Genomic DNA, 26542 nt, shown 5'->3' on the forward strand with positions numbered 1-26542 from the left:
CGACGTCGGATCGATTCGACGTAACGTGAGCGCATGATCGCGATCGAGCTCGCCGCGGTGGTACTGCTCCTGGTGCTGGTCGTGGTCTCGGTGGTGCTGTGGACCCGGCGGGTGGTCACCACACCCGCCGAACGCGCGGTCCACGCGACCCTGCACACGGCGTCCCTCGCGGCGCGCCCCCTGCGCGCCGGGCTCGACGCGTCGTCCGCGAAGGAGGCCGCCCCGCACCTGCGGATGCTGCTCGCCGAAGCGCGCGCGGTGGCGCTGCTGGACGAGAACGGTGCCCTGCTCGCCTGGGACGGCCCGTTCGAGGAACTGACGGACGCGATGATCACCGCCGCGGGCCGGGCCGTCGCCGACAAGCGTCGCGTGCTCGTCGGGCACCACGACCTGCGGCGGGACCACGGCGACCTCGCGGCCCGCGCACTGATCGCCCAGCCGCTCGCCGTGGAGGACATGGGTGTGGCAGGGGTGCTCGGCGTCGTGACGACCGTCGAACCCGGCCCGGCGCTGCTCGGCGCGATCACCGAGGTGGCGCGGTACGCGTGCAGTCAGATCGAGCTGGCCGAGCTCGATGCCTCCCGCGCCCGGCTCGACCGCGCGGAGGTCCGTGCGCTGCGCGCCCAGATCAGTCCGCACTTCATCTACAACGCGCTCAACACGGTGGCGTCGTTCGTCCGGACCGACCCCGACCGGGCCCGTGAACTGCTGCTGGATTTCGCCGACTTCACCCGCTACTCGTTCCGCGCGGCCGGTGAGTACACCCTGCTCGCCGACGAACTGCGCAACATCGACCGGTACCTGACGCTCGAGCGTGCCCGCTTCGGCAACGCCCTCGAGGTGCGCCTGCAGGTCGCACCCGAGGTGCTCAACGTGACGCTGCCCTTCCTCGCTCTGCAGCCGCTCGTCGAGAACGCCGTGCGACACGGGATCGCGGGCAAGGAAACCCGCACGGGCACGATCACCATCACCGCGGCGGACGAGGGCACCGACTGCGTCATCAGCGTCGAGGACGACGGCATCGGCATGGACCCGGAACTGCTGCGATCGGGCACGCTCGACGCGATCGCCGAGAGCGAGCACGGCAGCGGTGTCCGCGAGTCTGCGCACGTGGGCCTCGCCAACGTCGACGACCGGCTGCGTGCGGCCTTCGGCAACGACTACGGCCTCGTCGTCGAGACCGCGCCGGGGGCCGGCACCCGGGTGAGCATGCGCGTGCCGAAGTTCAGGGCGGGTATCCGGCCGTGAGGAACACCCGGCATGGCACGATGGATTCGCCGTGAACGAGATCACAGACAACCTGACCGTGCTGGCGGTCGACGACGAACCGCCCGCCCTCGACGAGCTGACCTACCTACTGCGCGCGCAGGAGGAGATCGGCGTCGTACACACCGCGGGAGACGCGACGACCGCTCTGCGCGTGCTGCGCGACGGAGGCATCGACGCGGTCTTCCTCGACATCAACATGCCCGGACTCGACGGGCTGGAACTCGCGGGCATCCTGCGCAATTTCGCGGTGTCCCCGGCCGTGGTGTTCGTGACCGCGCACGACGATCGTGCGGTCTCCGCGTTCGACCTCGGCGCCGTCGACTACGTCCTCAAGCCGCTGCGGGAGGAACGACTCGCCGAAGCGGTCCGGCGGATCGCCGAGCGCCGCCGGCCTGCCGCGCAGGCGACATCCGACACCGGTCAGAGCGACGACGTGATCCCGGTCGAGCTCGGCGGTGTCACCACGCTCGTGCCGCGCTCGTCGGTCCACTGGGTCGAAGCCGAGGGCGACTACGCGCGACTGCACACCGCGACCGGTTCGCACCTGGTGCGTATCCCGATATCGACGCTCGAGAACCGCTGGGCCGATGCCGGCTTCCTGCGCGTGCACCGCTCCTATCTCGTGGCGCTGCCGCTCGTCACCGGTATCCGCAGTGTGGGTTCGGGTCTCGTCGTGTGCCTGCGCAGCGACAGCAACTCCCCGCCCGTCGAACTGCCCGTCAGCCGTCGGCACACGCGGGAACTCAAGGACCGGCTCATCCGCGGTCCGATGCAGTCGTGGACGTCGCGATGAGCACCACCGGCGGGTCACCCCCGCAGCGGCAGCGTGTCGTCCTCGCCGAACGGCGCGGGGCGCGCATGGTCCGCACCCGGGTCGAGGTGCAGCAGCAGACCGAGGTCGGCGACGCGATGGTCCGCGGGCTGGTCCGTGCGCAACTCGGGCTCGCCCTGCGGGTCGCGTTGTTCACGGTGTGCCTGCTCGGCGCGATTCCGGTGCTGTTCCACGTCTTTCCTGCTCTCGCGGAGATGACGGTGTTGGGGATCCGCCTGCCATGGGTGTTGCTCGGGGTGGTCGGCTATCCGATCCTGCTCGGTATCGCGTGGGTGTATCTGCGCCTCGCCGAACGCAACGAGCAGGATTTCACCGACCTCACCGACGATTGACGAGCCCATGAGTGGATCGATTCCCGTCGTCACCGTCGTCGGTCTCGTCGCCGCGGCGATCGCCACCGTCGCGATCGGTGTGTACGGCGTGCGGATGGCGCGCACCACCTCGGATTTCCTCGTCGCCTCGCGCAGTGTCGGACCGCGCTGGAACGCCGCGGCGATCTCCGGTGAATACCTCTCGGCGGCATCCTTTCTCGGCGTGGCCGGGCTCGTCGCGAAGTTCGGCGCCGACGCGCTGTGGTATCCCGTCGGTTTCACGGCCGGTTATCTGGGTCTGCTGCTGTTCGTCGCTGCGCCCCTGCGACGTTCGGGCGCGTACACCGTCCCGGATTTCGCGGAGTTCCGGCTGGGGGAGAAGTGGCTGCGCACGCTGTCGATGATGGTCGTGGCGATCATCTGCATCCTGTATCTGGTGCCGCAGTTCCAGGGCGCGGGACTCACGCTCAACATCCTTCTGGGAGTGCCCGACTGGGTGGGCGTCGCCGTGGTCGGGGTGATCGTCGTGGCCAACGTGGTCGGTGGCGGGATGCGGTCGATCACCTTCGTGCAGGCCTTCCAGTACTGGCTCAAACTCACCGCGGTCGCTCTGCCCGCCCTGGTCCTCACATTGCACTTCGTCGGCGACGACCGGGGTGTCGACGAACCCGTGCCACCCACCGTCACCGAGACCACCACCGTCGACGTGACGATCGACGTGGTCGTGCAGGTCGCTGAGACGCTCCCCGTCGTGGCGACCGGGGAGATCGACGGCCGGCCTGTCGCGGGTGTCTTCGAACTCGAACCGGGGGAGCACGTCCTCGGGGCCGGAACCGAACTGGTCCTCGATGCCGGGTCACCGGTGCCGGTGGTCGCCGGTGCGCCGACCGACAACGACACCTGGGCGTCGCCGGGGGCGGGGCTGGGGGCGAGCAGTGAACATCCGCTGTTCCAGGTGTATTCGCTGATGCTCGCGACCTTCCTGGGCACGATGGGACTGCCCCACGTGCTCGTGCGCTTCTACACCAACCCCGACGGACGGGCGGCGCGCATGACGTCGTTCGCCGTCATCGGCCTGCTCGGGCTGTTCTATCTGTTCCCCACGCTGCTCGGGGTGTTCGCGCGCCTGTACGTCCCGCAGCTGCTCATCACCGGACGCTCCGATGCGGCAGTGCTGTTGCTGCCGGGGTCGGTGCTGTCGGGATGGGGAGGGCAATTGCTCGCGGCGCTGGTCGCCTCGGGTGCGATCGCGGCCTTCCTGTCGACGTCCTCCGGACTGCTGGTGAGTGTCGCCGGCGTGTTGTCCACGGACGTGCTGCGCGGCCGGGTGCGCGACTTCCGGGTGGCCGCGGTGCTCGCCGGGGTGGTGCCGCTCGTGCTCGCTCTGTCGGTGACCTCCCTCGACCTGTCGCGTTCGGTCGGGCAGGTCTTCGCGATCGCCGCGTCGACGCTGTGTCCGCTGCTGGTGCTGGGAATCTGGTGGCGCGGCCTCACCGCGATCGGCGCCGCGGCGGGGATGGTCGTCGGTGGTCTCGTCGCGGGCGGTGCAGCCCTGGCGACCGTGCTGCTGCCGATCGATCCGTCGGTGGCAGCCGGGTGGCCGACGGTGCTCTCCGCCTATCCGGCGGCGTTGAGCGTGCCGCTGGCGTTCCTCACGATGATCACGGTGAGTCTGCTGACCCGTCGGCGGATCCCGCGCGACGTCGGCAGGACGTTCTCCCGCATGCACGTGCCCGAGCGGCTCGGGATGGGCCGCGACCGTGAACTCGGTGCGTTCGGCGACCGTGGACGGGGACCCGGGGAGAGGCGCCGTTCGTCGCGGTGATGCGACCGTTCGTCGCACGAGGACACCCCTCGTCGTTCCACCTCTTGTCTCCTCTGTTCGTGTGACAGTCGTCTCATTAGCGTTGTGATCATCCTCACCTCACACGACGACCAAGGAGTCGGCAGTGACCACAGCACCACTCAGCGAGAGTGGCGTACCCCAGCAGCGGCGGATACCGACGCCGCAGGAGTTCGTCACGATGCAGGAGAGCCCGGAGTTCCAGGAACTGCGCAGCCGTCTGCGCCGTTTCGTGTTCCCGGTGACGGCGTTCTTCCTGGCCTGGTACGCCCTGTACGTCCTGCTCGCCACCTACGCGGACGAGTTCATGGCGACGAAGGTCATCGGCAACATCAACGTCGGGCTGATCCTGGGTCTCGGCCAGTTCGTCACGACCTTCGTGATCACCGCTGTCTACGTGAAGTTCGCCGGCCGTGAGCTGGATCCGCGTTCCGCCGCGATCCGCGAGGAACTGGAAGGACCCATGCAGTGACCGTTCTCGCGCAGAGTGGGGCCGACGTCGGCAACCCGATCCTCAACATCGCCATCTTCGTCGCGTTCGTCGTCGTGACGATGGGCCTGGTCATCAAGGCCAGCCGCACGACGAAGAAGGCCTCCGACTTCTACACCGGCGGCGGCCAGTTCTCCGGCCCGCAGAACGGCTTCGCCATCGCCGGCGACTACCTGTCGGCCGCCTCGTTCCTCGGTATCGCCGGTGCGATCGCCGTCTACGGATACGACGGCTTCCTGTACTCGATCGGCTTCCTCGTCGCATGGCTCGTCGCCCTGCTGCTCGTCGCCGAACTGCTCCGCAACACCGGCCGGTTCACGATGGCCGACGTGCTGAGCTTCCGGCTCAAGGAACGTCCCGTCCGCATGGCGGCGGCGCTCTCGACCCTCGCGGTGTCGTTGTTCTATCTGCTCGCACAGATGGCCGGCGCCGGCGGACTCGTCGCGCTGCTGCTCGACATCGAGGGCAAGGCCGGCCAGGCCATCGTCGTCGCGGTCGTCGGTGTGCTCATGATCGTGTACGTGCTGATCGGTGGCATGAAGGGCACGACCTACGTGCAGATGGTCAAGGCCGTGCTGCTCATCGCCGGCGCCGGCCTGATGTTCGTGCTCGTCCTGTTCGCGGTACGGGGCAACTTCTCGCAGCTGCTCGCCGACGCCCAGGCGATGGTGTCGAGCTCGTCGAACGAGGCCGTCGCCCAGCGTGACGTGCTCGCCCCCGGTGCCAAGTACGGCATCAGCAACATGTCGCAGATCGACTTCCTCTCGCTCGGCATCGCACTGGTCCTCGGCACCGCCGGTCTGCCGCACGTGCTGATGCGCTTCTACACCGTGCCCACCGCCAAGGAAGCGCGTCGTTCGGTCACCTGGGCCATCGCCCTCATCGGCGCCTTCTACCTGTTCACCCTGGTGCTCGGTTACGGTGCCGCGAAGATGGTCGGCCCCGACGCGATCCTCGGCGCTCCCGGCAAGGAGAACGCGGCGGCCCCGCTGCTGGCCTTCGAACTCGGCGGAACGCTGTTCCTCGCGATCATCTCGGCCGTCGCCTTCGCCACGATCCTCGCGGTCGTCGCCGGCCTGGCCATCACCGCCTCGGCGTCGTTCGCCCACGACATCTACGCCAGTGTCATCAAGCGTGGCAACGCCACCGAGGACGAGCAGGTGCGGGTCTCGCGGATCACTGTCGTCGTGATCGGTCTGGTGGCGATCGTCCTCGGCATCCTCGCCATGGGACAGAACATCGCCTTCCTCGTGGCTCTGGCCTTCGCGGTCGCCGCCTCGGCGAACCTGCCCACCCTGCTGTACTCGCTGTTCTGGCGGAAGTTCAACACGACCGGCGCCTTGTTCAGCATCTACGGTGGTCTGATCAGCTGCCTCGTCCTCATCGTGTTCTCCCCGGCGGTATCCGGTGCACCCTCGGCGATGTTCCCGAACGTGGACTTCTCCTGGTTCCCCTTGTCGAACCCGGGCATCGTGTCCATCCCGCTCGCGTTCGCCCTCGGCATCGTCGGCACCTACGTCGGACGCCGCAAGCAGGAGGATCGGTACAAGCAGGCGGAGATGGAGGTCCGCTCGCTCACCGGTGTCGGTGTGGAGAAGGCCGTCTCCCACTGATCCTCTGCGCCGCGTGGCCCGCTCCCGATCCGGGGGCGGGCCACCGTCGTGTCGCGGGGCCCCGCCCTCGGAGCCGACCGTCTACTGTTGCGGACCATGGCGAAACTCGAAGTGTCCACCGACCTTCCGCTCGACCCGCACGCAGCGTGGGAGCACGCCTCCCGCCTCGAGTCGTTCGGGGAGTGGCTGAGCATCCACGACGGGTGGCGCAGCGACCTGCCGGACACCCTCGCCGAGGGCACCACCCTGCAGTCGGTGGTATCCGTCAAGGGCATGCGCAACCGCGTCACGTGGACCATCGTCGAGCTGGACGCGCCGCACCACGTGGTGCTGAAGGGAAACGGCAAGGGCGGCACGAAGTTCTCGATGCGGCTCGCCGTCGCCGCTCGCGGGGACGGTTCGACGCTGTCGATGAAGATCGACCTCGGTGGTGCACCCCTGTTCGGTCCGATCGGGTCGGGGGTGGCGCGTGCCCTGCACGGCGACCTGCAGTCGTCGCTCGACACCTTCGCGCGCCGTTACGGCGGGAACTGACGCCCCGGCGCAGCGTGACATGACGCCCCGGTCTCATCGAACAGGTAGGTGAGAATCCGATGCGGCCGTGCTCCGACGGTGCAGCCGTTCCACGCCGCTTGCATACCAACGCTTACCGAAGAGCAGCGCCACGATCGCGAGTGCGTACACGAGCGGGGTCAGTTGTAGTGCGGCGAGCAGGCCGAGACGGTCGGCGAGGATCCCGACGACGAACGGTCCGGTCGCCAGCCCCAGGACATTGTTGGCGACGGTGAGAGTGCCCAGCGCGGAGGCCCGCACCGACTCGTGGGTCAGTCGTGCCACCATGGCCGCCGTGGGACCTGAGGACCCGGCGGCGAAGAAGGCGCCGATCCCGATCAGGGTCAATTGCGCCGGGCCGGGTGCCAGCTGGAATCCGATTCCGAGGGACACGAGCGAGACGATGCAGAACGCGACGGCGCTGGTCCACTTCGCCGACGGGTTCGTGCGGCTGACCCGGTCGGTGATCATCCCGCACACCACCATGCCTGTGCCGATCAGCAGTACGAAGATCGACGCGACCATCCCGGCCTTGTCGGGGGCGAGGCCGTACTCGCGGTTGAAGAAGCTGGGCGTCCAGGCCAGCAACACGGCAGCGGTGAACATCTGCAGGCCGCCCCCGAGGTAGGCGCACCACACGGCGGGGCTGGTGAACAGTGTGGAGATCGGGACCCGGATCGGGGGTGACGAATCCGGACGAGGAGACGATCCGGTCGGTACCGTGTCCTGACCGGCCTTGTGCGTTGCCAACCTGCCTTCGGTGACGAGGGCGCGGAACAGGGCGACGAGGATCAGGCCCAGCACCGCCATGGCTGCGAACGACCACCGCCAGCTCAGGTGCACCGCGATGACGCCACCGAGCGCAACGCCGATGACCGAACCGAACGAGCCGCCGGCCATGAAGGCGCCGCTGAGTGCGGAATGGACCCGTGGGACGAAGACACTCAGGATCACGGCGATTCCGACGCTGCCGTAGGCGGCCTCGCCGACCCCGACCAGGAAGCGGGCGACGAGAAGCTGTTCGTAGTTGGCTGCCACGGCGCAGAACAGCGTCGCGATACTCCAGATCACCGCCATCAGGGTGAGGCTCCGTACCCGGCCCCACCGATCGGCGAGGAGCGACAGTGGGAAGGTCAGCAGGCCGACCATCAGGGCGACGATGCTGGTGAGCGACGCGAGTTGCGAATCCGACAGTGCCCAGTCCGCTTTCAGGAACGGGAAGACCGCGCTGAGTACCTGGCGCGACATGTAGTCCGAGAGCAGCAGTGCGAAGGTCAGCGCGAAGACCAACCAGGGGTATGCGATCCGACGGCGTGGACGCTTCTCGTGCGCCGGATCGACGAAATCCGTTGTATCGTCCGGAGATTCGAGGGAGAGTGCGGCGGAGGTGTCGATCGGGGTGGGGAGAATTCCCATAGGAGCTCCTCGGAGGAAAGGGGGGTGGGGCAGGACCCGAGCAGTTCCACGACTCTCACGCGGAGAAGGGGGCGGCGGGGCGTGCACGCCGGTTTGCCATCGTCGTGGTGCACATCACAGTAGTGGGTGTGCGAGGTGTTCACTTATCCCGACGGGACACAGCTCTGTCCAATTCGGGACACTCAGGCTTCGGAGCGTTTGCGCCACTCTCGGGGAGTCATGCCGAATCGGCGGGTGAACCAGCGTGAGAACCCGCTCGGGGCCGAGAACGACAACATCTCGGAGATCTCGGCGAAGGTGTGACGCCCGCTCGCCACCAGTCGCTGGGCGAGTTCGGCCCGGGTGTCGTCGACGACCCGGGTGAAGGTCTGCCCCGACCTGGCCAGGTGCCGGTGAACGGTGCGGCGATCCACACCGAGGCTTGCCGACACCTGGTCGACCGAACAGCGCCCGGTCGGTAACAGCAGTTCGACGAGTTCCCGGACCCGCCGCTCGAGCACGGGGGTCTCGGATGCCGAGAGGTCGTCGAGGACCTGTTGCGAATAACTGCGGAGGACGGGATCGGAGAGGCGATTGGGTAGATTCAGATCGCCGGTGTACACGACGATTCCGGAATAGTTGCCGTCGAAGACGAGGGGCGCATCGAAGACGCGACGGTGCATGCTGTCGTCGCCGGGCCGGCCATGTTCGAAACACACCGACACGGGACGCCAGCGGTCACCGAGCAGGTACTGCAGAAGTTGGTGGATGACGGCTACCGCGAGTTCCGTGGCTTGGCGCACGGGCATGGGTTCGCCCGGTTCGACGCGTAGGGCGATCGTCGACAGTCCGTCACGTTCGGTGATGTCGATGAACAGCGCCTCGTTGTACGTGTGCTGAAAGCGGATCAGCATGCGCAGGGCGCTGCGGGCGTTCGGCTCGTCGCGGATGGCCACGCTCAAGGGTCCGAGGGTCGACAGGCGTCGCCGTTCGGCGAGTCTCAGCGCGAAATCCTGGTGGGCGGTAACCGCAGCGGACAGTTCCAGCAAGCGGACGATCGACGCTGCCGGTACCCATCGGTCCTGCAGGTCGAGTCCGGACGGATCCAACTCGACGCTGCGCAACAGTTCGATCGGGTCGACCGAGAGCGAGCGGGTCAACTCCACGAATCCCGTCAGTGTTGCGTAGCGCGCCAAGGGTTTCGGCAGCGTCATCGCGCGTCTCCTGGATCTCTCGGCGATCGGGGAACGGTTGTCCCCGAATGGCAACGAATATGTCCCGTAGGGATAAGTATTTCGGATACCCGCTCGTTAATGTCGTGTTATCGGCGTCACACCCTCCCCGCGGTAGCAGAACGCCCGACATCCAAGGAGAACACAGATGGCACACGCGATCCGCTTCCACGAGACGGGCGGACCCGACGTCCTCGAATGGGAAACCGTCGAGGTCGGCGACCCCGGCCCCGACGAGGTGCGGATCCGGCACGAAGCCGTCGGCCTGAATTTCGCGGACACCTACTTCCGCACCGGGCTGTACCCGGCACCGTTGCCGGCGGGAATGGGTGTCGAGGCAGCCGGCGTGATCGAGGCGGTCGGTCACGGTGTCACCGACTTCCGCGAAGGCGACCGCGTCACCTACACCGGAAGTCCGCTCGGGGCATACAGCACCGAACGGATCATGCCGGCCGAACACCTCATCGCACTGCCGGACGCGATTCCCTTCGACACCGCGGCCGCGATGACCATGCGCGGCCTGACCGCGGCGTACCTCCTGCGCCGCATCCACCCACTCGAAGCCGGCGACACGGTCCTACTGCACGCCGCAGCCGGGGGCGTCGGCCTGATCTTCTGCCAATGGGCGAAACGGTTGGGAATCAACGTCATCGGAACCACGTCCACTGACGAGAAGGCGGAGGTCGCTCGGTCCTACGGTTGTGCCGAGGTCATCGTCCACACCCGTGAGGACATCGCAGAACGAGTGCGCGAGCTGACCGACGGAGCGGGTGTGCCGGTCGTGTTCGACAGCGTCGGGGCCTCGACCCATCGTTCCTCGCTCGATTCCCTCGCCCGCCGAGGCCTGCTCGTCGCGTTCGGAACGGCCTCCGGCCCGATCCCACCGATCAGCGCCATGGACCTCGCGGTCAAGGGCTCGCTGTTCGTCACCCGGCCCGCGCTTGCGGACTACATCGCCGATCCCGTCGAGCGAGCCGAACTGGCGAACGAGCTGTTCGCGCAGGTCGCGGCCGGAGACATCGATATCGAGATCAACCAGAGATACGCACTCGCCGACGCCGAACGAGCACACCGCGACCTCGAAGCCGGCATCAGCGTCGGCTCGTCGGTGTTCTCACTCTGACCTTCGGCCCGATCCACCCCCTCACGCCCAGGAGACCGTCATGACCACCACCCACCACGCTCATGTCCGGGACGAGGCACGTCGCCGATTCCCAATGGACGCACAACCGCTGACCGGCAGTATCGGCGCAGAACTGCACGGCGTAGACCTCGCCGAGGTGACTCGCGACGACGAACGATTCGCAGAACTGAAGGCGCTGCTGCTCGAACACAAGGTGTTGTTCTTCCGGAACCAGGAGATGAGCAGGGCCGAGCACGTCGCCCTCGCCGAGCGTTTCGGCTCGCTCGAGGACCATCCGGTACTCGGCAGCGATCCGGAACATCCCGGCCTGGTCCGCATCTACAAGGACCTCGACAGCCCACCCGAGGCGTTCGAGAACTCCTACCACTGCGATGCCACCTGGCGGGAGAACCCGCCCATGGGATCGGTGCTCCGATGCGTCGAAGGTCCCGCCGTCGGTGGCGACACGATCTGGGTGAACATGGCACTCGCCTACGAGCAACTCCCGGGGCACGTGAAGGAACAGATCGCCGGGCTGCGCGCGCGTCACAGCATCGAGGCGTCGTTCGGTGCGCGAATGCCGATCGACAAGCGACTCGCGCTGAAGGACCGGTTCCCGGACGCGGAGCACCCCGTCGTCCGCACCCATCCCGAAACGGGGGAGAAGGTCCTCTTCGTCAACAGCTTCACCACACACTTCACGAATTTCCATACGGCACAAAACGTCCGCTGCGGTATCGACTACGCCCCCGGGGCGGGCGAGCTGCTCCGGTACCTGCAGAGCCGGGTGACGATCCCCGAGTACCAGGTCCGGTGGCGATGGACGCCGAACAGCGTGGCGATCTGGGACAACCGGTCCACCCAGCACTACGCGGTCCAGGACTACTGGCCTGCCGTCCGGAGGATGGAGCGCGCCGGAATCGCCGGCGATCGTCCCTTCTGACCTTCGAGAACTTCCTTCCCTCATCACGCACGACCCGATCCACAGGAGACCACGATGCACTTCCACGACGATGCCTTGTTCCCCGAATGCCAGGAGAAGCTGGTCATCACCGCGGCCCCGTACGGACCCGAATGGGAACCGGAGGATTTCCCGGAAGACCTGCCGCTGACGATGGACGACCACGTCCAGCAGGCGGTGGACTGCTACGAGGCCGGAGCCACGGTGCTGCACATCCACGTTCGCGAACTCGACGGCAAGGGCAGCAAGCGACTGTCGAAGTTCAACGAACTGCTCTCCCGCCTGCGCGAAGCGGTGCCGGACATGATCCTGCAGGTCGGCGGATCGATCTCCTTCGCGCCGGAAGGCGAAGGTGCCGAAGCGAAGTGGCTCTCGGACGATGTGCGGCACATGCTCGCCGAACTCGATCCCAAGCCGGACCAGGTGACCATCGCAATCAACACGAGCCAGATGAACATCATGGAGCTCATGACCGCGGACGACGTCGCCGGCACGTCCATGGAGCGTCCGGAACTCGCGGTGACCTACCGGGAGATGACCGTGCCCGCTGGGCCGGAATGGGTCGAGGAGCACCTGCGTCGCCTGCAGGCCGCCGGCATCCAACCGCACTTCCAGCTGTCGTCCATCCCGCAGCTCGAGACCGTCGAACGCCTGATCCGCCGCGGCGTCTACACCGGTCCGCTGAATCTGACCTGGGTGGGGATCGGCGGCGGTTTCGACGGACCGAACCCCTACAACATCATGAACTTCATCCAGCGTGTCCCGGACGGTGCCTGCCTGACGCTCGAAACCCTCATGCGTTCGGTGCTGCCGGTCAACACCATGGCCATCGCCATGGGGCTGCACACCCGCTGCGGCAACGAGGACACTCTCTGGGGGCGCAAGGGCCAGAGGATGACCTCGGTCGAGCAGATCCGGCAACTGGTTCGGCTCGCCGACGAACTCGGCCGGGAAGTCGCCACCGGTAAGGAAGCCCGCGAGATCTATCGGATCGGCGAAACCTACCGCGACGCCGACGAGACGCTCGCCAAGCTCGGCTACGCCCCCAACCGCCGCCCCGGTCAGGTCGGCTTCACCCACCACAGCTGACACCCGGCGGCCCCCGCTCGGAAATGCACTGCGCCAAGAAAGTTTCGGAGAGATGAACGACGACACCGAACCGACCGTGATCATCGTGCCCGGTCTGCGCGACCACGTCGCCGACCACTGGCAGACACTGCTCGCCGATCGGCTCGACCGGGTGCGCACCGTACCCCCGCTCGACTACGACCGGCTGAGCCTGGACGCACGGATCGCCGCTCTCGACGCGGTTGTGAGCGACGTGGACGGACCGATCGTGCTGGTCGCGCACAGCGCCGGGGTCCTGATCACCGCGCACTGGGCGCACATATCGGCCAGGCCGGTCCTCGGTGCGTTGCTCGCAACCCCGGCCGATATCGAACAGCCGCTCCCCGCAGGCTATCCGAGTACGGACGACCTCGATCGAGGCGGTTGGCTCCCGATATCACGTCACCGTCTTCCCTTTCCGAGCATCCTCGCGGCGAGCAGCAACGATCCACTCGCGGACCGGCGCCGGGTCGCGGGATTGGCAGAGGCGTGGGGCAGCCGGTTCGTCGACCTCGGTGCGGTGGGACATCTGAATCCTGCCTCCGGCTTCGGCGACTGGCCTGCCGCCGACGTCCTCCTGCGGGAGCTACTCGGGCGTCCTGCGGCAGCACCGTCCGAGATCACCTCTGTACCGTCCGAACTCTGAAAGCGAGCACGATGCTCAATCTGTCCGTTCTCCTGGAAGATTCCGCCCGCCGGTATCCCGACCGGGACGCCTTGGTGCTGGGGAACACCCGGATCGGCTACGGCGAACTCGACGCCCGAGCGAACCGGGTGGCCAACCTGTTGATCGCGCGTGGAATCGCGCCGGGCGACACCGTGGCGATGTCGATCCCCAACGTGCCGGAGTTCGTGATCGTCTACTACGGCATCCTCAAGGCCGGCGCCGTCGTGGTGCCGTTGAACATCATGCTCAAGGGACATGAAATCGCCTACCATCTGCAGGATTCCGGCGCCCGGGCGTTCTTCTGCTCCGAAGGTGGACCCGACCTGCCTATCGGTGAATACGGTCGTGCCGGTTTCGCCGCAGCACCGAAGTGTCGCGACATGTTCGTCGTCGGCGGACTCGATGGTGCGGACAGTCTCGATACTGCGCTGGGGGAAGTATCGGATGTCCGTTCGTCGGTGGTACGTGATCCGCAGGACACGGCGGTGATCCTCTACACCAGCGGAACCACAGGAAAACCGAAGGGAGCCTGCCTTTCCCACTCGAACATGGTGACGAACGCGCTCACCGCGAACCGTCTGTTCGACAGCAGTCCGATGTGTACCGACACGTACCTGGTGACCTTGCCGCTGTTCCACTCCTTCGGTCAGACCGTGACCATGAATGCGGGACTGTCGGTGGGAGCCACGCTGGTTCTCCTACCGCGTTTCGATGCCCGCACCGCACTGACATTGATGATCGAGCAGGACATCACCGTCTTCGCCGGGGTCCCGACGATGTACTGGGCTCTGCTCGATGCGGTGGACGAGACGGTCGACGTGCAGCGGATCGCCGCGACGATGCGCCGGGCGATCTCCGGTGGCGCCGCCCTGCCCGTCGACATCCTCACCCGCTTCTCCGAGCGCTTCGGTGTCCGGATCCTCGAGGGCTATGGGCTGTCCGAGACGTCTCCGCTCGCGTTGTTCAGCGATCCGGAACGTGACCCACGTCCCGGATCGATCGGAGTCCCGGTGTGGGGAGTCGAGGCCCGCCTCGTCGACGCCGACTGGAACACCGTCACAGCTACCGACACGATCGGGGAACTCGCCCTGCGCGGACACAATGTCATGTCCGGATATCACGGCCGGCCGGATGCCACCGCCGAAGTGATGCGGGACGGCTGGCTGCGTACAGGCGACCTCGCTCGCAGGGACGCGGACGGCTTCTACTACATCGTCGATCGAGCGAAGGATCTGATCGTGCGCGGGGGCTTCAACGTCTACCCCCGCGAGATCGAGGAAGTACTGATCACCCACGAGGCAGTGTCGCTCGCAGCGGTCGTCGGCGTCCCCCACGAGGTGTACGGCGAGGAGGTCGGCGCATTCGTCATCCTCGAGGCAGGGGAGCAGACCACGGAAGAAGAGTTGATCTCCTGGTGTCGAGACCGGATGGCAGGATACAAATATCCGCGCTCGATCGAGATCGTCACGACGCTTCCGACGACCGCGACGGGAAAGATCCTGAAGCGCGAACTCGTCACCACGGTACGGACAGGCGCGGTATCGACGGGCACGGTGTCGACGAGTCAGGGTTCGCCGGATGTCGGGTGAGGTGACGTCGGCGCCGCAGGACGTCGTGCGGCCGGAGTCGACGCCGAGGGGTGCGCGTCCCCGCGCGGCTGCCCTCGTCGCGGGTATCGGGGTGTGCGCGGCCGGCGCTGCAATCGCGATCGTGCTCGGCCGACTGCTCCCCGCCGTGAACCCGATGCTGATCTCGATCGTGCTCGGAGCGCTGGTGGCCAATCTGATCCCCGTCCCGGCGTGGATCGGCCCCGGCGTGGACTTCTCGGCCAAGCGGCTACTGCGCCTCGGCATCGCCGTGCTCGGCCTCCAACTGGTCTTCCACGACATCCTCGCCCTCGGGTGGGGTGTCATCGCCCTCGTCGTGATCATCGTCGCGGCAGGGATCACGGGGACGATGTACCTGGGCCGGGTCCTCGGGTTGTCGTGGACGCAACGTGTCCTCATCTCGTGCGGATTCTCGATCTGCGGCGCCGCGGCGGTGGCTGCCGCAGACGGAGTCGTCGACGCGAAGCGCAAGGAGGTGATCACCTCGATCGCGTTGGTCGTCGTCTTCGGCACACTGATGATCCCGGGGATTCCGCTGCTGGTGGGAGTTCTGGGGATGGACGACCTGCAGTCCGGCATCCTCGCCGGTGGGTCGATCCACGAGGTCGCGCAGGTGGTCGCTGCCGGAGGCATGATCGGCGGCGGAACTCTCGCGGTCGCCACCGTGGTCAAGCTTGCCCGTGTCCTGATGCTGGCCCCGGTGATGGCATATCTGGGCGTGGTCCGCCGACGGCGCAGTCGCGAGACGGGCGTCCACGAGGACACGGTCGGCCGGCAGCCGCCTCTGGTGCCGGTGTTCGTGATCGGATTCCTGGCAGCGGTGGCGGTGCGGTCCTCCGGCGTGCTGCCCGACGTCGTGCTCGAACAGGCCGCGCTCGTGCAATCAGCGCTGTTGACCACGGCCATGTTCGGGTTGGGTCTCGGGGTCCGGGTCGGACTGCTGCGCTCGATCGGGCTGCGACCGTTCGTGCTCGCTGCTGCCTCCACGCTGTGGGTGGTGCTGATCGCCCTCGTCGGCGCCCTCCTGCTGAGCTGAACGGTCCGCGCCCGGCTTGCCGGCACAGCGGAACGTTCGGTGTCGCAGAGTTCTCTACCGGCAAAACACCTCTCACCCGCGCACGATCGTGCCAAGCTCGGAAGTGGTGGTCGGTCCTCGACCCGAGAAGTCCGTCCGGCCCGCGAGGTCGGCTGCCCGGGCGCGCAGGAACGATTGCGAGGTCGAGTCGATGGCCGAGGAACACGAATCGCACCGGGGCCCGGTATCCGCCGACTCCCGCTGGTGGGCGTGGACCGCTGTCGTGGTGCTGATCGTTGCCATCGTGCTTCCGATCGCCGAAGCCGGTCTGCGTGGTGTCCTCGCGCTGCTGCTGGTCGCGGTGGCCGGTGCAGCCCTGGCCGTTGCCGGGGCCTACTGGTTCCTCACCCACCGGGGGGTGGTCCGCGCGGTGGCTCTGACCGTGACCGTCCTCGTGCCGGTGGTCGTGGTGGTCGTCTTCGCAGTGTCGGGTCACCTGTGGGTCGCTGTTGTGTCGGTGCTGCTCGTCGCCGTGGCGGTCGCATGCGGACGCCGCGCCCTACGAGGCGATCGCGTGAATCCGCAGCCGGAATTCCCGGCCGTTTCCGTGCACCATCCGTTCTTCGTGATGAATCCACGCTCGGGCGGGGGCAAGGTCGTCCGTTACGACCTGCAGCGCAAGGCCGAGGAACTCGGCGCCGAAGTGGTGTTGCTGAGCGGACCGCAGCAACTCGACGTCACCGAACTGGCGGAGAAGGCCGTCGAACGAGGGGCGGACCTGCTCGGCGTCGCGGGTGGCGACGGAACACAGGCCCTCGTCGCGGCGGTCGCAGCGGAACACCGACTTCCGTTCGTGGTGATCAGCGCCGGAACCCGGAATCATTTCGCTCTCGACCTCGGGCTCGACCGGGAGGATCCCGCTGCGGGTCTGGACGCCCTCCGTGACGGGGTCGAACTGCGCGTCGATCTCGGCCGTATCAACGAGCGGCCGTTCGTCAACAATGCGTCCTTCGGGGTCTACGCAGAGGTGGTGCGGAGCCCTCAGTACCGTGCCGACAAGACGGCGACGGTGCTGCAGATGCTGCCCGATCTGCTCGGTGAGCAGGGCAGGCCGGGTCTGCGGGCGCACATCGACACCGAGACCGTCGAGGGACCTCAGGCGGTGTTGGTCAGCAACGGTCCGTACGCCTTCGACGACCTGGCAGGAATGGGCCGCCGGCCCCGCCTGGACAGCGGCCGGCTCGGTGTCGTCGCGATCTCGGTCTCGAACGCACGCCAGGCGGTCGGCCTGTTCCGTCGCACCCACAACCGAGGCCTGTTGCAGCGCACCGCCGCAGAAGTGGTCGTCGATGCGGATGTACCGGAGATTCCGGTCGGAGTCGACGGTGAGTCGGTGATGCTGTCGACACCCGTCCGATGCACGATCTCCACCGGAGCGCTACGAGTTCGTGTTCCCCGCAACCGTCCGGGAGCGCGTGTGCCGCCCCCGCACCTCGATTCCGTTCGGTTGCGGAAGATATTGTGGCCGAATTGAACTCTTCGGATCTCACATTCCGGCGCATCCTACGACTTCAATGAAGGGATGTGCAGATGGATGGCGTATACCGGTGATCCCGTCCTGATGGACGACCTCCTGTTCCGGCCGGTGCACTCCCTGATCGACCAGAGCCTGCATTCCAAGATGGGCGCAACTACCACGAACGGGGACGGCTTCGGCATCGGCTGGTACGGAGAGGGCCCGAGGCCCGCATTGTTCAAGTGCATCGAACCCGCCTGGAACGAGAGCAACCTCCGCGAGCTCGCCACGCAGATCCGTACGCCGTTGATGTTCGCGCATGTCCGCGCCTCGACCGGAACTCCGGTGCAGCGCACCAATTGCCATCCCTTCCGCTACGAGAACAGGTTGTGGATGCACAACGGGGCGGTGCACGGATTCCATCTCATGAAACGGGACCTGGCGATGGCCGTCGACGCGAGCCTCTACGACGCGATCCGGGGGTCGACGGATTCCGAGATGCTGTTCTACCTCGCGCTGACCTTCGGCCTCGCCGACGACCCGTTCACCGGCGTGGCGAAGGCCGTCGGTTTCGTGGAGGATATCGGAGCACGCATGGGCATCGAGAATCCCATGCAGGGAACGATCGCCACCACCGACGGCAGCAGCGTCTGGGTGTTCCGGTATTCGACGGAGCGGAAGACACGCTCGTTGTTCTACTCGGCCGACATCAAGGCGATACGGGCGCAGCATCCCGAAGTGGAAGTGCTGTACCAGCTGGGAGACGACACCCGCTTCGTGGTGTCCGAACCCCTTCGGGATCTCGAAGGGGCCTGGCTGGAGGTTCCCGAGTCGAGCGCGGGTGTCGTTCGGGGGAGCGACCAGGAGTTCCGGCCGTTCGCGCCGATCTCACCCGTGCGCTCGATGTGATCACGACGAATTTCTCGCTACCGGTCGGTCAACCGACGGACCACCCGGGGGTGTGGTGCGCCCGGCGCCATTCATGTTCCCATTCCTGCATTCGGTGGTGCTCGTTGTACCGATGTATGCCGTACCAGAACCCGACCCCGCCCACCAACGCGGCCGCCCACACGGCTATCGCTGTGAGCACGGCCGTAGTGGCGCTGTCCGTCCCGCTGTGGGGAGCATCGACCGGGACGCCGCTGGGGTCCACCCACAGGTCGATCGTCGCGCCGGGTTGCGCGTCGAGCGGCCGACTCAGCCGGCCGGTGTGGGTGTGCCCGTCCACATTCCACCGCACCCACCGGAGTTCGGTCTGGTCGACGGCCGGCGGGAGCGGTGGGGCGGTCTCCGGCGCCGCGGCAACGGTGGGGGCGCTGTCCAGAACGGTTGCTTCGACCTGACGGTGGGTGTGGATGTCCTGGCGGGCCTGCTCGACCAGCGTGCCGTAGGTGACGGTGCCGACGGTGGCTGCCAAAGGCACCATCATCACCACGAAGACGACCACCACGAGAGCTGCCGTCGACTCGAGCCGGTCGCGACGGCGCAGCAGCGGGCTCCGGTGCCAGGGCGCGCGCCGCCACAATCGCACGGAGCACGACGGCCCGGTGGTCATCATCGGCTCGGCATCTCGCCGCGCCCCGGGGTGTCTTGTTCCAGGGCACGAGTCTGGAGCTGCTCGAATTCGACTGCGGTGATCGCCCCGGACTCGTGCAGCGCCTTCGCGTCGGCGATCTGATCGACGGCGGATCTGCCGGCTGCCTGCCGGATGTACTGGTCGGTGGCGTGTCGGGCCTCGAGTTGAGCCTCTCGGGCCCGGATGGCCATGTCCTGTCCGCGCACGATCAGGTAGAGCAGAGCGCTGAAGAAAGGAATCAGGATCAGGGCGATCACCCAGACGGCTTTGCCCAGCCCGGACACAGTGTGGTCGCGGAACAGATCCGTCAGGATCAGGAAGAACACGAGCAGGTACGCCACGAAGGCGAACACGATGATCGTGTACCACAGGAGATCCCAGAACGAGTCCATGATGTGCACCTCCGGTGAAGGGACCGGCGAGACAGGCCGAGAAGTTCGGAGCGGTCTGGCCGCGGGGGAGAGTACGTCTTTCTGCCACCGCACCGCCGTAGCTAGGGCACCGCGGCTTTCGGCTTTTCGACCAGGTCGAGCAGACGTTGGCGGGCGAGGCGTTCGCCCAGCTCCGGCAGAGCCGGCGCCGGAATTCCTCGCAGGTCCTCCAGGCAGCTCGCAACCACTGCCTCGATCCGATACCGCGGGAGGTGGCCCTCGAACTCGGCGGCAAGCCGATCCGCGATCTGACTGTCGGGTGTGGCGCGCACAGTGCTCATCTCGAGTCCTGCGTTCTCTGGTCGCCGAAGTCGAGAACGACGGTGTCACCGCGTTCGATCGTCCGGTCACCGACCTCGTGGTACGGGGCAGCGCTGTCGGTCCGGACTCGACGACGGTGAATCGTCCTGCTCGTGCCCGAATCGGCGTGACAACGCTGCCGGCTCCGCTGCAATCACAATTCTGCGAGGGCGTCGCGCAAGGGCTCGCCGCTCGATCGGTCCCCCAGCATCGATATCATCGACACGGTCACTTCCCACACGGGGCGCTCATCGCCCTCTTTTGCCGAATTGTGCGCCTGCTCGGTCGGACACCGCAACATATTCCGGTAAATTCGATCGTCGATTCAGCAACGAGCGGGGGCCTCCGCACGATGGACGGGTTCCGGACCCTGCGACGGTCTCACCTGCCGCTGGCTACGGCGTGGGCCCGCATTGCCCGGTCCATCCACTATCCGCCGGTGGCGGACATCGTGACGCGTGTGGCACCGATCTTCTTTGCCTATCCCGGGTCTCGCGGAACGGCTTTCCTTGTCACGCCGGCGCCGACGGGTGCAGTGCGGAAGCGGTGTCAGAGCAGTCCTGGTGCGGCTCCCGGTGCCGCGGGCGGTGCGTCGGGTTCACGCATCATCCGGAAGGAGTTCAGCAGTCCGAGCAGTCCCGTGAGGATGGGCACGAGCAGCGCGGCCTGCAGCGCGACGGGCCGGGCGTCGGTGTTGATGCGGATGATCTCGTCGCGGATCTCGGGTGGCCGGCCGGCGAGCAGGTTCTGGAGTTGCGTATTGCTCATGACTTCGGCGTCCTCCTCGAGGACCTGCGCGATGTGTTGCTTCTCGTCGGGCGGCAGGACGGTGCTCGACTGCGTCATGGCGGTGAACGTGAGGGACAAGGTGGCCAGCATGACGGCCCCGGCGAAGGCCAGTCCGAACGACAGCCCGAACGACCCGGCCGCGGAATTGGTGCCCGCGGCCTCACTGACTCGCTCCTCCGATATCGGGGCGAGGGTGTAGTTGTTCAGTTGCGAGACCAGCAGCCCCAGCCCGGCACCGGCAACGACGAGTGGTGCCAGCAGCGCCCACCCGAAGTCCGCGCGGGGTACCAACGGGAGCAGCACGGCGACGCCGACGGTGACGAGCGCGAACCCCCACCGAATGATGACTGCGGGACGGCGATTGCCTGCCTTGTTCCCCGCGAGCAGAGCGACGGCGAACATGCTCAGCGACAGCGGTGCGAGTGAGAGACCGGCCTGCATGGCGTTGTACTCGAGCACCATCTGCAGATAGATGGGCAGCGCGATCATCGTCCCGCCCAACGCGATCTGCTGAAGCATCTGCCCGGTGACGCCGAGCCGGAACACCTTCGACCGGAACAGACCCGGGTCCAGCAGGGCAGGCTCGCCGCGCCGTGTGCGGCGGATCAACCAGTAGGTGAGAGCGGTGAGCGCGGCAGCTCCTGTGAGCAGCAGTGCCGCGACCGCGTCGCCGCCCTCCTGCCACACCAGGATCCCGAGCACGATCCCACCCATGCCGACGACCGACAGCACGGCTCCGATCGGGTCCACGCCGCGCGGCCCGGTGTACGGCACGTCCCGGACGAGCCCGATGCCGGCCAGTACCACCGCGATGATCACCACTTCCAGGGCGAACCCGACCCGCCACGACAGATAGGTGGTGACGAAGCCGCCGAGTAATGGGCCGACTGCAGCGGCGATCGCAGCTGCCGCGCCGACGAGTGCGTAGACCTTCTTCTGAGCGGCGCCGTGGAAGTTGCCGTGTACCAGTGACTGCATGGCAGGCAGCAGCAGTGATGCGCCGATCCCACCGACCACCGCCCACAGGAGGATCACCACGGTCAGTCCCTGGGCGAGGGTCATCGCCGCAGCGCCCGTCGCGTAGCCGAGCAGTCCCAGCACGTATGCGCGTTTGCGACCGATCAGGTCACCGATCTTGCTGCCGATCAGAATGAACGCCGCCGAGACCAGCGCTTCGAGCGCGATCGCGGACTGCACACCGCTGACGGTGGTGCCGAGGTCGCGCACCACCGCCGAGATCGACACGTTCATCAGTGACGTGTCGACGACAAGGACGAACATCGCCATCGCGAGAAGCACGGCGAGCAACCGACGTCGGCCGGAGAGCTGACCTTCTTCGGCGGAAGAGATCCCGTCGGCCATGGCAGATCACCACCTCACTGTCGTGGACCGGCGGCGATCCGACCGGTCGACCAGTGCTGATCAGACAGTAGGCCACCCGAGCGCCCCTCACATCGGGAAGTCGACAGCGCGGCAAACTTGAAAATGCAGCGCCTACAGCAGATCGGACGTACAACCCTTTACGGTGCGCCGCGTCGCGTCGGCAACCACCTCGGTGAAGGAACCCTGCTCTCGAGAATGCGACGTTGTCTGATCGCGCCATTGCCCGAGCAGTGCTCCGAGCGCCGTTCCGCCGGCCGTGGGGCCGACGAGGCCGATGCCCACCGGCGGGAAGAGTGCGGCCACCACTCCCGCAGACAGACCCCAGCCGAGACCGACCGCCGCGCCCTGACGGGTGGGGTGCTCGTGCTTGCTCACGTCCTACCTTCGGACCTCCGGAATCGTGGGCGGAAGAACGGAATCGAGAAGCGTAGGTTCGGAAAGTTCACGTTTCACCGCCTTCTCGACGAGGAGCGGAACGAAGTCTCGTACCCTGCTCGTGGCGAATCGGCGATAGACGCCGTGCACCGCACGTGCGATGTCGTCCGGGGGAACGAGCGGATATCGAACGATCAGGCGTTCGGTCACCTGCTGGATCTGACGGAACTCGTCGTCACCGCTCATCGGCCAATCGTGACGTCGGTCCCGAGATCCGTCAAGGCTCGAAACGGCGTCGGATGCACCGCTTCCGGGCACGATTCGGCAACATCTGCGGTACGTGGTGGCCGGTCCGCGTCCATCGCTCCGAACTGATCGTTCTCCCACGAACGTGGGGTCGGAGGCGGACAATGGGTGGACGTCCGAGGGAGAACCGTGGGACACAAGACGGGGCACGAGAAGCACCGGAAGAGATCGCCGGAGAAGTCGCTCACCGCGCGTTCCGATTCCGGCGCCCTTCGTCCCCCCGGTCCACCGCAGCAGGGCGCATCGCCGGTCCGCGAACCCATGAAGAACAAGGAGTACCGTCGCCTGCTCCGTCTGTTGCACGCCGAACTCGTCGCCGTGCAGGAATGGGTGAGATCGTCCGGAGTTCGTATCTGCATCCTGTTCGAGGGCCGCGACACCGCAGGTAAGGGGGGTGTCATCAAGGCGATCACGGAACGATTGAGTCCCAGGGTCTTCCGCGTCGTCGCGCTGCCCGCACCCACGGAGCGTGAACGGTCTCAGATGTACATCCAGCGCTACGTACCCCACCTGCCGGCCGGAGGCGAGGTCGTGATCTTCGATCGCAGTTGGTACAACCGCGCCGGCGTCGAACGAGTGATGAACTTCTGCACGGAGGAGGATGCACAGCATTTCCTCCAGATGATCCCGACGGTCGAACGCGCGATCGTGGACTCCGGCATCATCCTTCTGAAGTACTGGCTGGAAGTGAGCCAGGAGCAGCAGACGCTGCGCCTGCAGAGTCGCATCGACGATCCTCGGAAGATCTGGAAGCTGTCGAATCTGGATCTGGAGTCGTACACACATTGGTACGACTACTCCCGGGCACGGGACGAGATGTTCCACTTCACCGATACCGGCTGGGCCCCTTGGTATGTCGTCGAAAACAACGACAAGAAACGTGGCCGGCTCAACGTCATCGCCCATCTGCTCGACCGGATCCCCTACGAGCCGCTCGAGCGCCCCGATCTGGTTCTGCCGCCGCGACAGGACGCCGATGGGTACACGGCGCCGACCCAACCTCTTCACTGGATACCCACGCTCTACTGAGGCTCTTCCGGTAGGGAAGGACGAACCGCGATGGCCACTACGAGATCCGGACCGGACCGAGCGAAGATCCTCGTCCCCAATCGAGAAGAACCGTCCTGGTATGCCACGGACGCCGCCGACGTGATCGCAGCGCTGTCCTCCGACGAACGATCCGGTCTCACGACGGCCGAGGCGGACGAACGTCGCCGACGTTTCGGACCCAATACGATCGTGTCCGAACCCGCACCGTCCACGTGGACGATCGCACTGCGGCAGGTACGGGATCCGATGAACCTGATGTTGATCGCCGTGACGGCGGTGAGCATCGTGATCGGGGAGATCTCCACCGCCCTTGTCGTCGTCGTCCTGGTCGCACTCAATGTGGTACTGGGCACGCGGCAGGAAGTGAAGGCCCGTGCAAGCGTGGACGCCCTCGCGAGAATGCAGACTCCGCAGGCGCGAACGATCCGCGACGGACTGTTGAGCGAGATCGAGGCCACCGACCTGGTGCCGGGCGACATCGTGCAACTCGAAGCCGGCGACCTCGTGCCCGCGGACGGACGTGTGATCACGTCGGCGACACTCGAGACGCAGGAAGCAGCGCTCACGGGAGAAAGTGCGCCGGTTCCGAAGGACCCCGCGACCCTTCCTGTCGGTGACGTCCCCCTGGGCGATCGCTCCGACATGCTGTTCCAGAACACATCCGTCACTCGTGGTACCGCCAGGATGGTGGTGACGGAGACGGGCATGGACACCGAAATGGGCCGGATCGCATCGATGCTGTCGGCCGTTGCTCCGAGCAGGTCACCGTTGCAACGCGAACTCGACTCGCTGACCCGGTTGCTCGGGGTCATCGCCTGGACCGCGGTTGCCGTCATCGTCGTCATCGGCGTGATCCGCGGGCAAGATCTGACCACGGTGCTGTTGCTGGGCATCGCCATGGGGGTGTCGGCGATCCCGACCGGCCTGCCGACCTTCGTGCAGGCGATGCTCGCTTTCGGTGCCCGGCAACTCGCCGAAGCGAAGGCCGTCGTCAAGAACCTTTCCGATGTCGAGACCCTCGGTGCCACGAACGCGGTCAACTCGGACAAGACCGGTACGCTCACGATGAACCAGATGACCGTGCGCTCGTTGTATTTCCACACCCGGTGGTACACCGTGGACGGTGAGGGATACAGCAAGGCCGGGCGGATCACGCGTGCCGCCGGCGACGAGCTGCCCGACTTCACTCTTCTCGCATACGGATTGTGCCTCGACAGCGATGCCACGGTCTCCGACAGCGGAGTGGTCGTCGGAGATCCCACCGAGGCAGCTCTGGTCGTGCTCGCCGCCAAACTCGGCATCGACGCTCCGCTCACCCGCCGGTCGTATCCCCGCGTCGCCGAAGTGCCGTTCGACTCGGCGTACAAGTTCATGGCGACGTTCCACCACCTGCCGGTCGACGGTGCCACGCGATTCGTCGAGCTCGTCAAAGGCGCTCCGGACGTGGTTCTGGCACAGTGCGGCAGCGCCTTCCGTCCGGGACGACGAGCGGCGCCACTCGACGAGGCTCGTGACGAGATCGTCGCGGCGAACCGAACCCTGTCCGAAAAGGGACTGCGGGTCCTGGCATTCGCGGCCCGTATCGTCGACGGGCAGGAGGAAGCGGTGCGGGCCGACCCGATGTCGTTCGTGGAGGATCTCACCTTCGTCGGGATGGTCGGCATCATCGATCCGCTTCGGCCCGAAGCGATCGAGGCGGTGCGCACCGCGCACGCGGCAGGTATCGATGTCCGCATGATCACCGGTGATCATGCGATCACCGCGTCCGCGATCGGCGCCGAGCTCGGTCTCGGCCCGGGGGTCGTCAGCGGACCCGACCTTCGAGCGATGTCCGACGAGGCTCTGACGGCACAACTTCCGAACCTGCACGTGTTCGGTCGGGTCACTCCCCAGGACAAGCTCCGCCTCGTCGATCTCATGCAGAAGAGTGGTGCGATCGTCGCGATGACCGGAGACGCCGTCAACGACGCCGCAGCTCTGAAGAAGGCCGACATCGGAGTTGCGATGGGGTCGGGCAGTGAAGTGACGAAGCAGGCCGGAAGAATCGTGCTGACCGACGACAACTTCGGGACGCTGGTCACTGCGATCCGCCTGGGACGCAACATCTACGAGAAGATCGTGTCCTACATCCGGTACCAGATGTCGAAGCTGTTGTCGCTCGTCCTGCTCTTCCTCGTCGCGAGCATCTTCGACATCAACGACGGCGTCGCCCTGACCCCGTTGATGGTGCTGTTCCAGCACTTCTTCATCACGTTGTTCCCGGTGGCCGTCATCATGCTCGACCCGCCCTCGCCGGAACTGATGAGCAAACCGCCTCGCGACCCGAACACACCGATCGCCAACAGGGCAGCCTTCGTGCAGTGGTCGTTCTACGGAACCCTCCAGTTCGCCGTCGCACTCGCGGCGATGCTCCTCGCTCCCGGTGGGATGAGCACGACGGAGCCGACCGTGGCGATGACGACCGCGTTCGTCGTGTTGTCGTTCGGATCCGTTCTCGCAGGGTTGTCCATGCGACGCGATCCGGAATCCGGATTCTCCGCGCCGATCGTGGGCGCCGTCCGGATCCTGTCGATTCCGGTGGTGGTCACGGTGTTCGCCGTGGAGTTGGGATTCCTTCAGGACCTCCTCATGACGACGTCGCTGACGGGTGCTCAATGGCTGGTCTGTATCGGCTGGTCGGTGATCATTCCGGTCGTGGTGGAAGCGGAGAAGGCGATTCGACGTCGCCGACGCTCGCCGGACCTGTCGATTCCCGCGCCTGCGGCGGTTGCTCCTGCGCGGGCCCACTGAGGCGGGGTC

General features: G+C 66.6%; 25 protein-coding genes. 17 read left to right on the plus strand and 8 right to left on the minus strand.

The window, feature by feature from the left end; genetic code table 11:
• Positions 1-33 precede the first annotated feature (33 nt).
• The 7 genes from ACWPOC_RS05765 (at position 34) to ACWPOC_RS05795 (ending at position 6892) form a co-directional block, all read left to right on the plus strand.
• The gene (locus ACWPOC_RS05765) at positions 34-1248 is read left to right on the plus strand and encodes a sensor histidine kinase (protein ID WP_120281589.1); all 1215 of its coding nucleotides are present in this window, start codon (positions 34-36) and stop codon (positions 1246-1248) included.
• 31 nt (positions 1249-1279) lie between these two features.
• Positions 1280-2062 carry a LytR/AlgR family response regulator transcription factor gene (locus tag ACWPOC_RS05770; RefSeq protein WP_120281590.1) on the plus strand — a complete coding sequence of 261 codons (783 nt, stop codon included), beginning with the start codon at positions 1280-1282 and terminating at the stop codon, positions 2060-2062.
• A complete protein-coding gene (locus tag ACWPOC_RS05775; protein WP_217580127.1) occupies positions 2059-2433 on the plus strand; it encodes a hypothetical protein in 375 nt (124 codons plus the stop codon). Before ACWPOC_RS05770 ends, ACWPOC_RS05775 begins: the two co-directional genes overlap by 4 nt.
• Positions 2434-2440: 7 nt before the next feature.
• Positions 2441-4237, plus strand: coding sequence for a sodium/solute symporter (locus ACWPOC_RS05780; RefSeq protein WP_455408180.1), 1797 nt, complete (start codon positions 2441-2443; stop codon positions 4235-4237).
• A gap of 124 nt (positions 4238-4361) precedes the next feature.
• Positions 4362-4727 carry a DUF485 domain-containing protein gene (locus ACWPOC_RS05785; RefSeq protein ID WP_455408181.1) on the plus strand — a complete coding sequence of 122 codons (366 nt, stop codon included), beginning with the start codon at positions 4362-4364 and terminating at the stop codon, positions 4725-4727.
• On the plus strand, positions 4724-6358 hold the full coding sequence (locus ACWPOC_RS05790; protein ID WP_455408182.1) for a solute symporter family protein: 1635 nt from the start codon (positions 4724-4726) through the stop codon (positions 6356-6358). The genes ACWPOC_RS05785 and ACWPOC_RS05790 overlap by 4 nt, the downstream gene beginning before the upstream one ends.
• A 96-nt stretch (positions 6359-6454) precedes the next feature.
• Positions 6455-6892 (plus strand): type II toxin-antitoxin system Rv0910 family toxin, encoded by a 438-nt coding sequence (locus tag ACWPOC_RS05795; protein ID WP_120283979.1) that lies wholly within the window; start codon positions 6455-6457, stop codon positions 6890-6892.
• A gap of 33 nt (positions 6893-6925) precedes the next feature.
• On the opposite strand, the gene ACWPOC_RS05800 is transcribed toward ACWPOC_RS05795, so the two are convergent.
• Positions 6926-8326: an MFS transporter gene (locus tag ACWPOC_RS05800; protein ID WP_120281594.1), complete on the minus strand. Its 1401-nt coding sequence runs from the start codon at positions 8324-8326 to the stop codon at positions 6926-6928.
• A gap of 182 nt (positions 8327-8508) precedes the next feature.
• Complete coding sequence (locus ACWPOC_RS05805; RefSeq protein ID WP_120281595.1) at positions 8509-9519, minus strand: AraC family transcriptional regulator; 1011 nt, start codon at positions 9517-9519, stop codon at positions 8509-8511.
• 166 nt (positions 9520-9685) lie between these two features.
• On the opposite strand from ACWPOC_RS05805, the gene ACWPOC_RS05810 reads away from it, so the two are divergent.
• From ACWPOC_RS05810 to ACWPOC_RS05845, 8 genes are all read left to right on the plus strand, one after another.
• Positions 9686-10660 (plus strand): quinone oxidoreductase family protein, encoded by a 975-nt coding sequence (locus ACWPOC_RS05810; RefSeq protein WP_120281596.1) that lies wholly within the window; start codon positions 9686-9688, stop codon positions 10658-10660.
• Positions 10661-10754: 94 nt separating this feature from the next.
• Positions 10755-11603 (plus strand): TauD/TfdA family dioxygenase, encoded by an 849-nt coding sequence (locus tag ACWPOC_RS05815; protein ID WP_120281597.1) that lies wholly within the window; start codon positions 10755-10757, stop codon positions 11601-11603.
• 54 nt (positions 11604-11657) lie between these two features.
• Positions 11658-12710, plus strand: a complete 1053-nt coding sequence (locus ACWPOC_RS05820) for a BKACE family enzyme (RefSeq protein ID WP_120281598.1) — start codon at positions 11658-11660, stop codon at positions 12708-12710.
• A 52-nt stretch (positions 12711-12762) separates the two neighbouring features.
• Complete coding sequence (locus ACWPOC_RS05825; RefSeq protein ID WP_120281599.1) at positions 12763-13374, plus strand: alpha/beta hydrolase; 612 nt, start codon at positions 12763-12765, stop codon at positions 13372-13374.
• 11 nt (positions 13375-13385) lie between these two features.
• Positions 13386-14984: a long-chain-fatty-acid--CoA ligase gene (locus ACWPOC_RS05830; RefSeq protein WP_120281600.1), complete on the plus strand. Its 1599-nt coding sequence runs from the start codon at positions 13386-13388 to the stop codon at positions 14982-14984.
• Positions 14974-16038: a putative sulfate exporter family transporter gene (locus ACWPOC_RS05835; RefSeq protein WP_120281601.1), complete on the plus strand. Its 1065-nt coding sequence runs from the start codon at positions 14974-14976 to the stop codon at positions 16036-16038. The genes ACWPOC_RS05830 and ACWPOC_RS05835 overlap by 11 nt, the downstream gene beginning before the upstream one ends.
• 190 nt (positions 16039-16228) lie before the next feature.
• Entirely contained in the window at positions 16229-17551 is a 1323-nt protein-coding gene (locus tag ACWPOC_RS05840; protein ID WP_120283981.1) for a diacylglycerol kinase family protein, read from the plus strand.
• Positions 17552-17611: 60 nt separating this feature from the next.
• Positions 17612-18442, plus strand: coding sequence for a class II glutamine amidotransferase (locus ACWPOC_RS05845; RefSeq protein WP_120281602.1), 831 nt, complete (start codon positions 17612-17614; stop codon positions 18440-18442).
• Between the two features lie 28 nt (positions 18443-18470).
• On the opposite strand, the gene ACWPOC_RS05850 is transcribed toward ACWPOC_RS05845, so the two are convergent.
• The 6 genes from ACWPOC_RS05850 to ACWPOC_RS05875 all read right to left on the minus strand — a co-directional run bounded on the left by ACWPOC_RS05850 (position 18471) and on the right by ACWPOC_RS05875 (position 22633).
• Complete coding sequence (locus ACWPOC_RS05850; protein ID WP_147414380.1) at positions 18471-19091, minus strand: Rv1733c family protein; 621 nt, start codon at positions 19089-19091, stop codon at positions 18471-18473.
• Complete coding sequence (locus ACWPOC_RS05855) at positions 19088-19501, minus strand: PLD nuclease N-terminal domain-containing protein (protein WP_120281604.1); 414 nt, start codon at positions 19499-19501, stop codon at positions 19088-19090. Before ACWPOC_RS05855 ends, ACWPOC_RS05850 begins: the two co-directional genes overlap by 4 nt.
• 101 nt (positions 19502-19602) lie before the next feature.
• Positions 19603-19821 (minus strand): hypothetical protein, encoded by a 219-nt coding sequence (locus ACWPOC_RS05860; protein ID WP_060652050.1) that lies wholly within the window; start codon positions 19819-19821, stop codon positions 19603-19605.
• A gap of 568 nt (positions 19822-20389) precedes the next feature.
• Positions 20390-21991 carry an MFS transporter gene (locus ACWPOC_RS05865; protein ID WP_120281605.1) on the minus strand — a complete coding sequence of 534 codons (1602 nt, stop codon included), beginning with the start codon at positions 21989-21991 and terminating at the stop codon, positions 20390-20392.
• A gap of 132 nt (positions 21992-22123) precedes the next feature.
• Complete coding sequence (locus ACWPOC_RS05870; RefSeq protein WP_120281606.1) at positions 22124-22387, minus strand: hypothetical protein; 264 nt, start codon at positions 22385-22387, stop codon at positions 22124-22126.
• A 3-nt stretch (positions 22388-22390) separates the two neighbouring features.
• The gene (locus tag ACWPOC_RS05875; RefSeq protein WP_120281607.1) at positions 22391-22633 is read right to left on the minus strand and encodes a three-helix bundle dimerization domain-containing protein; all 243 of its coding nucleotides are present in this window, start codon (positions 22631-22633) and stop codon (positions 22391-22393) included.
• A 189-nt stretch (positions 22634-22822) separates the two neighbouring features.
• Here ACWPOC_RS05875 and ppk2 point away from each other — a divergent pair, with 189 nt between their 5' ends.
• Together ppk2 and ACWPOC_RS05885 are read left to right on the plus strand one after the other, a co-directional pair.
• On the plus strand, positions 22823-23722 hold the full coding sequence (gene ppk2 / locus ACWPOC_RS05880; protein ID WP_455408183.1) for a polyphosphate kinase 2: 900 nt from the start codon (positions 22823-22825) through the stop codon (positions 23720-23722).
• Between the two features lie 30 nt (positions 23723-23752).
• Complete coding sequence (locus tag ACWPOC_RS05885) at positions 23753-26533, plus strand: cation-translocating P-type ATPase (RefSeq protein ID WP_455408184.1); 2781 nt, start codon at positions 23753-23755, stop codon at positions 26531-26533.
• The last annotated feature ends 9 nt before the right edge of the window (positions 26534-26542 follow it).

This window comes from Rhodococcus sp. 5G237 (assembly GCF_053764735.1).

Excerpts from the sequence above, each read along its gene's own strand:
- ACWPOC_RS05825 (WP_120281599.1), top strand. The coding sequence starts at position 12,763 with ATGAACGACGACACCGAACCGACCGTGATCATCGTGCCCGGTCTGCGC.
- ACWPOC_RS05800 (WP_120281594.1), bottom strand. The coding sequence starts at position 8,326 with ATGGGAATTCTCCCCACCCCGATCGACACCTCCGCCGCACTCTCCCTC.
- ACWPOC_RS05840 (WP_120283981.1), top strand. The coding sequence starts at position 16,229 with ATGGCCGAGGAACACGAATCGCACCGGGGCCCGGTATCCGCCGACTCC.
- ACWPOC_RS05775 (WP_217580127.1), top strand. The coding sequence starts at position 2,059 with ATGAGCACCACCGGCGGGTCACCCCCGCAGCGGCAGCGTGTCGTCCTC.
- ACWPOC_RS05810 (WP_120281596.1), top strand. The coding sequence starts at position 9,686 with ATGGCACACGCGATCCGCTTCCACGAGACGGGCGGACCCGACGTCCTC.
- ACWPOC_RS05780 (WP_455408180.1), top strand. The coding sequence starts at position 2,441 with ATGAGTGGATCGATTCCCGTCGTCACCGTCGTCGGTCTCGTCGCCGCG.
- ACWPOC_RS05875 (WP_120281607.1), bottom strand. The coding sequence starts at position 22,633 with ATGAGCGGTGACGACGAGTTCCGTCAGATCCAGCAGGTGACCGAACGC.
- ACWPOC_RS05855 (WP_120281604.1), bottom strand. The coding sequence starts at position 19,501 with ATGGACTCGTTCTGGGATCTCCTGTGGTACACGATCATCGTGTTCGCC.
- ACWPOC_RS05820 (WP_120281598.1), top strand. The coding sequence starts at position 11,658 with ATGCACTTCCACGACGATGCCTTGTTCCCCGAATGCCAGGAGAAGCTG.
- ACWPOC_RS05830 (WP_120281600.1), top strand. The coding sequence starts at position 13,386 with ATGCTCAATCTGTCCGTTCTCCTGGAAGATTCCGCCCGCCGGTATCCC.
- ACWPOC_RS05795 (WP_120283979.1), top strand. The coding sequence starts at position 6,455 with ATGGCGAAACTCGAAGTGTCCACCGACCTTCCGCTCGACCCGCACGCA.
- ACWPOC_RS05765 (WP_120281589.1), top strand. The coding sequence starts at position 34 with ATGATCGCGATCGAGCTCGCCGCGGTGGTACTGCTCCTGGTGCTGGTC.
- ACWPOC_RS05865 (WP_120281605.1), bottom strand. The coding sequence starts at position 21,991 with ATGGCCGACGGGATCTCTTCCGCCGAAGAAGGTCAGCTCTCCGGCCGA.
- ACWPOC_RS05805 (WP_120281595.1), bottom strand. The coding sequence starts at position 9,519 with ATGACGCTGCCGAAACCCTTGGCGCGCTACGCAACACTGACGGGATTC.
- ACWPOC_RS05835 (WP_120281601.1), top strand. The coding sequence starts at position 14,974 with ATGTCGGGTGAGGTGACGTCGGCGCCGCAGGACGTCGTGCGGCCGGAG.
- ACWPOC_RS05850 (WP_147414380.1), bottom strand. The coding sequence starts at position 19,091 with ATGATGACCACCGGGCCGTCGTGCTCCGTGCGATTGTGGCGGCGCGCG.
- ACWPOC_RS05860 (WP_060652050.1), bottom strand. The coding sequence starts at position 19,821 with ATGAGCACTGTGCGCGCCACACCCGACAGTCAGATCGCGGATCGGCTT.
- ACWPOC_RS05815 (WP_120281597.1), top strand. The coding sequence starts at position 10,755 with ATGGACGCACAACCGCTGACCGGCAGTATCGGCGCAGAACTGCACGGC.
- ACWPOC_RS05885 (WP_455408184.1), top strand. The coding sequence starts at position 23,753 with ATGGCCACTACGAGATCCGGACCGGACCGAGCGAAGATCCTCGTCCCC.
- ACWPOC_RS05845 (WP_120281602.1), top strand. The coding sequence starts at position 17,612 with ATGGCGTATACCGGTGATCCCGTCCTGATGGACGACCTCCTGTTCCGG.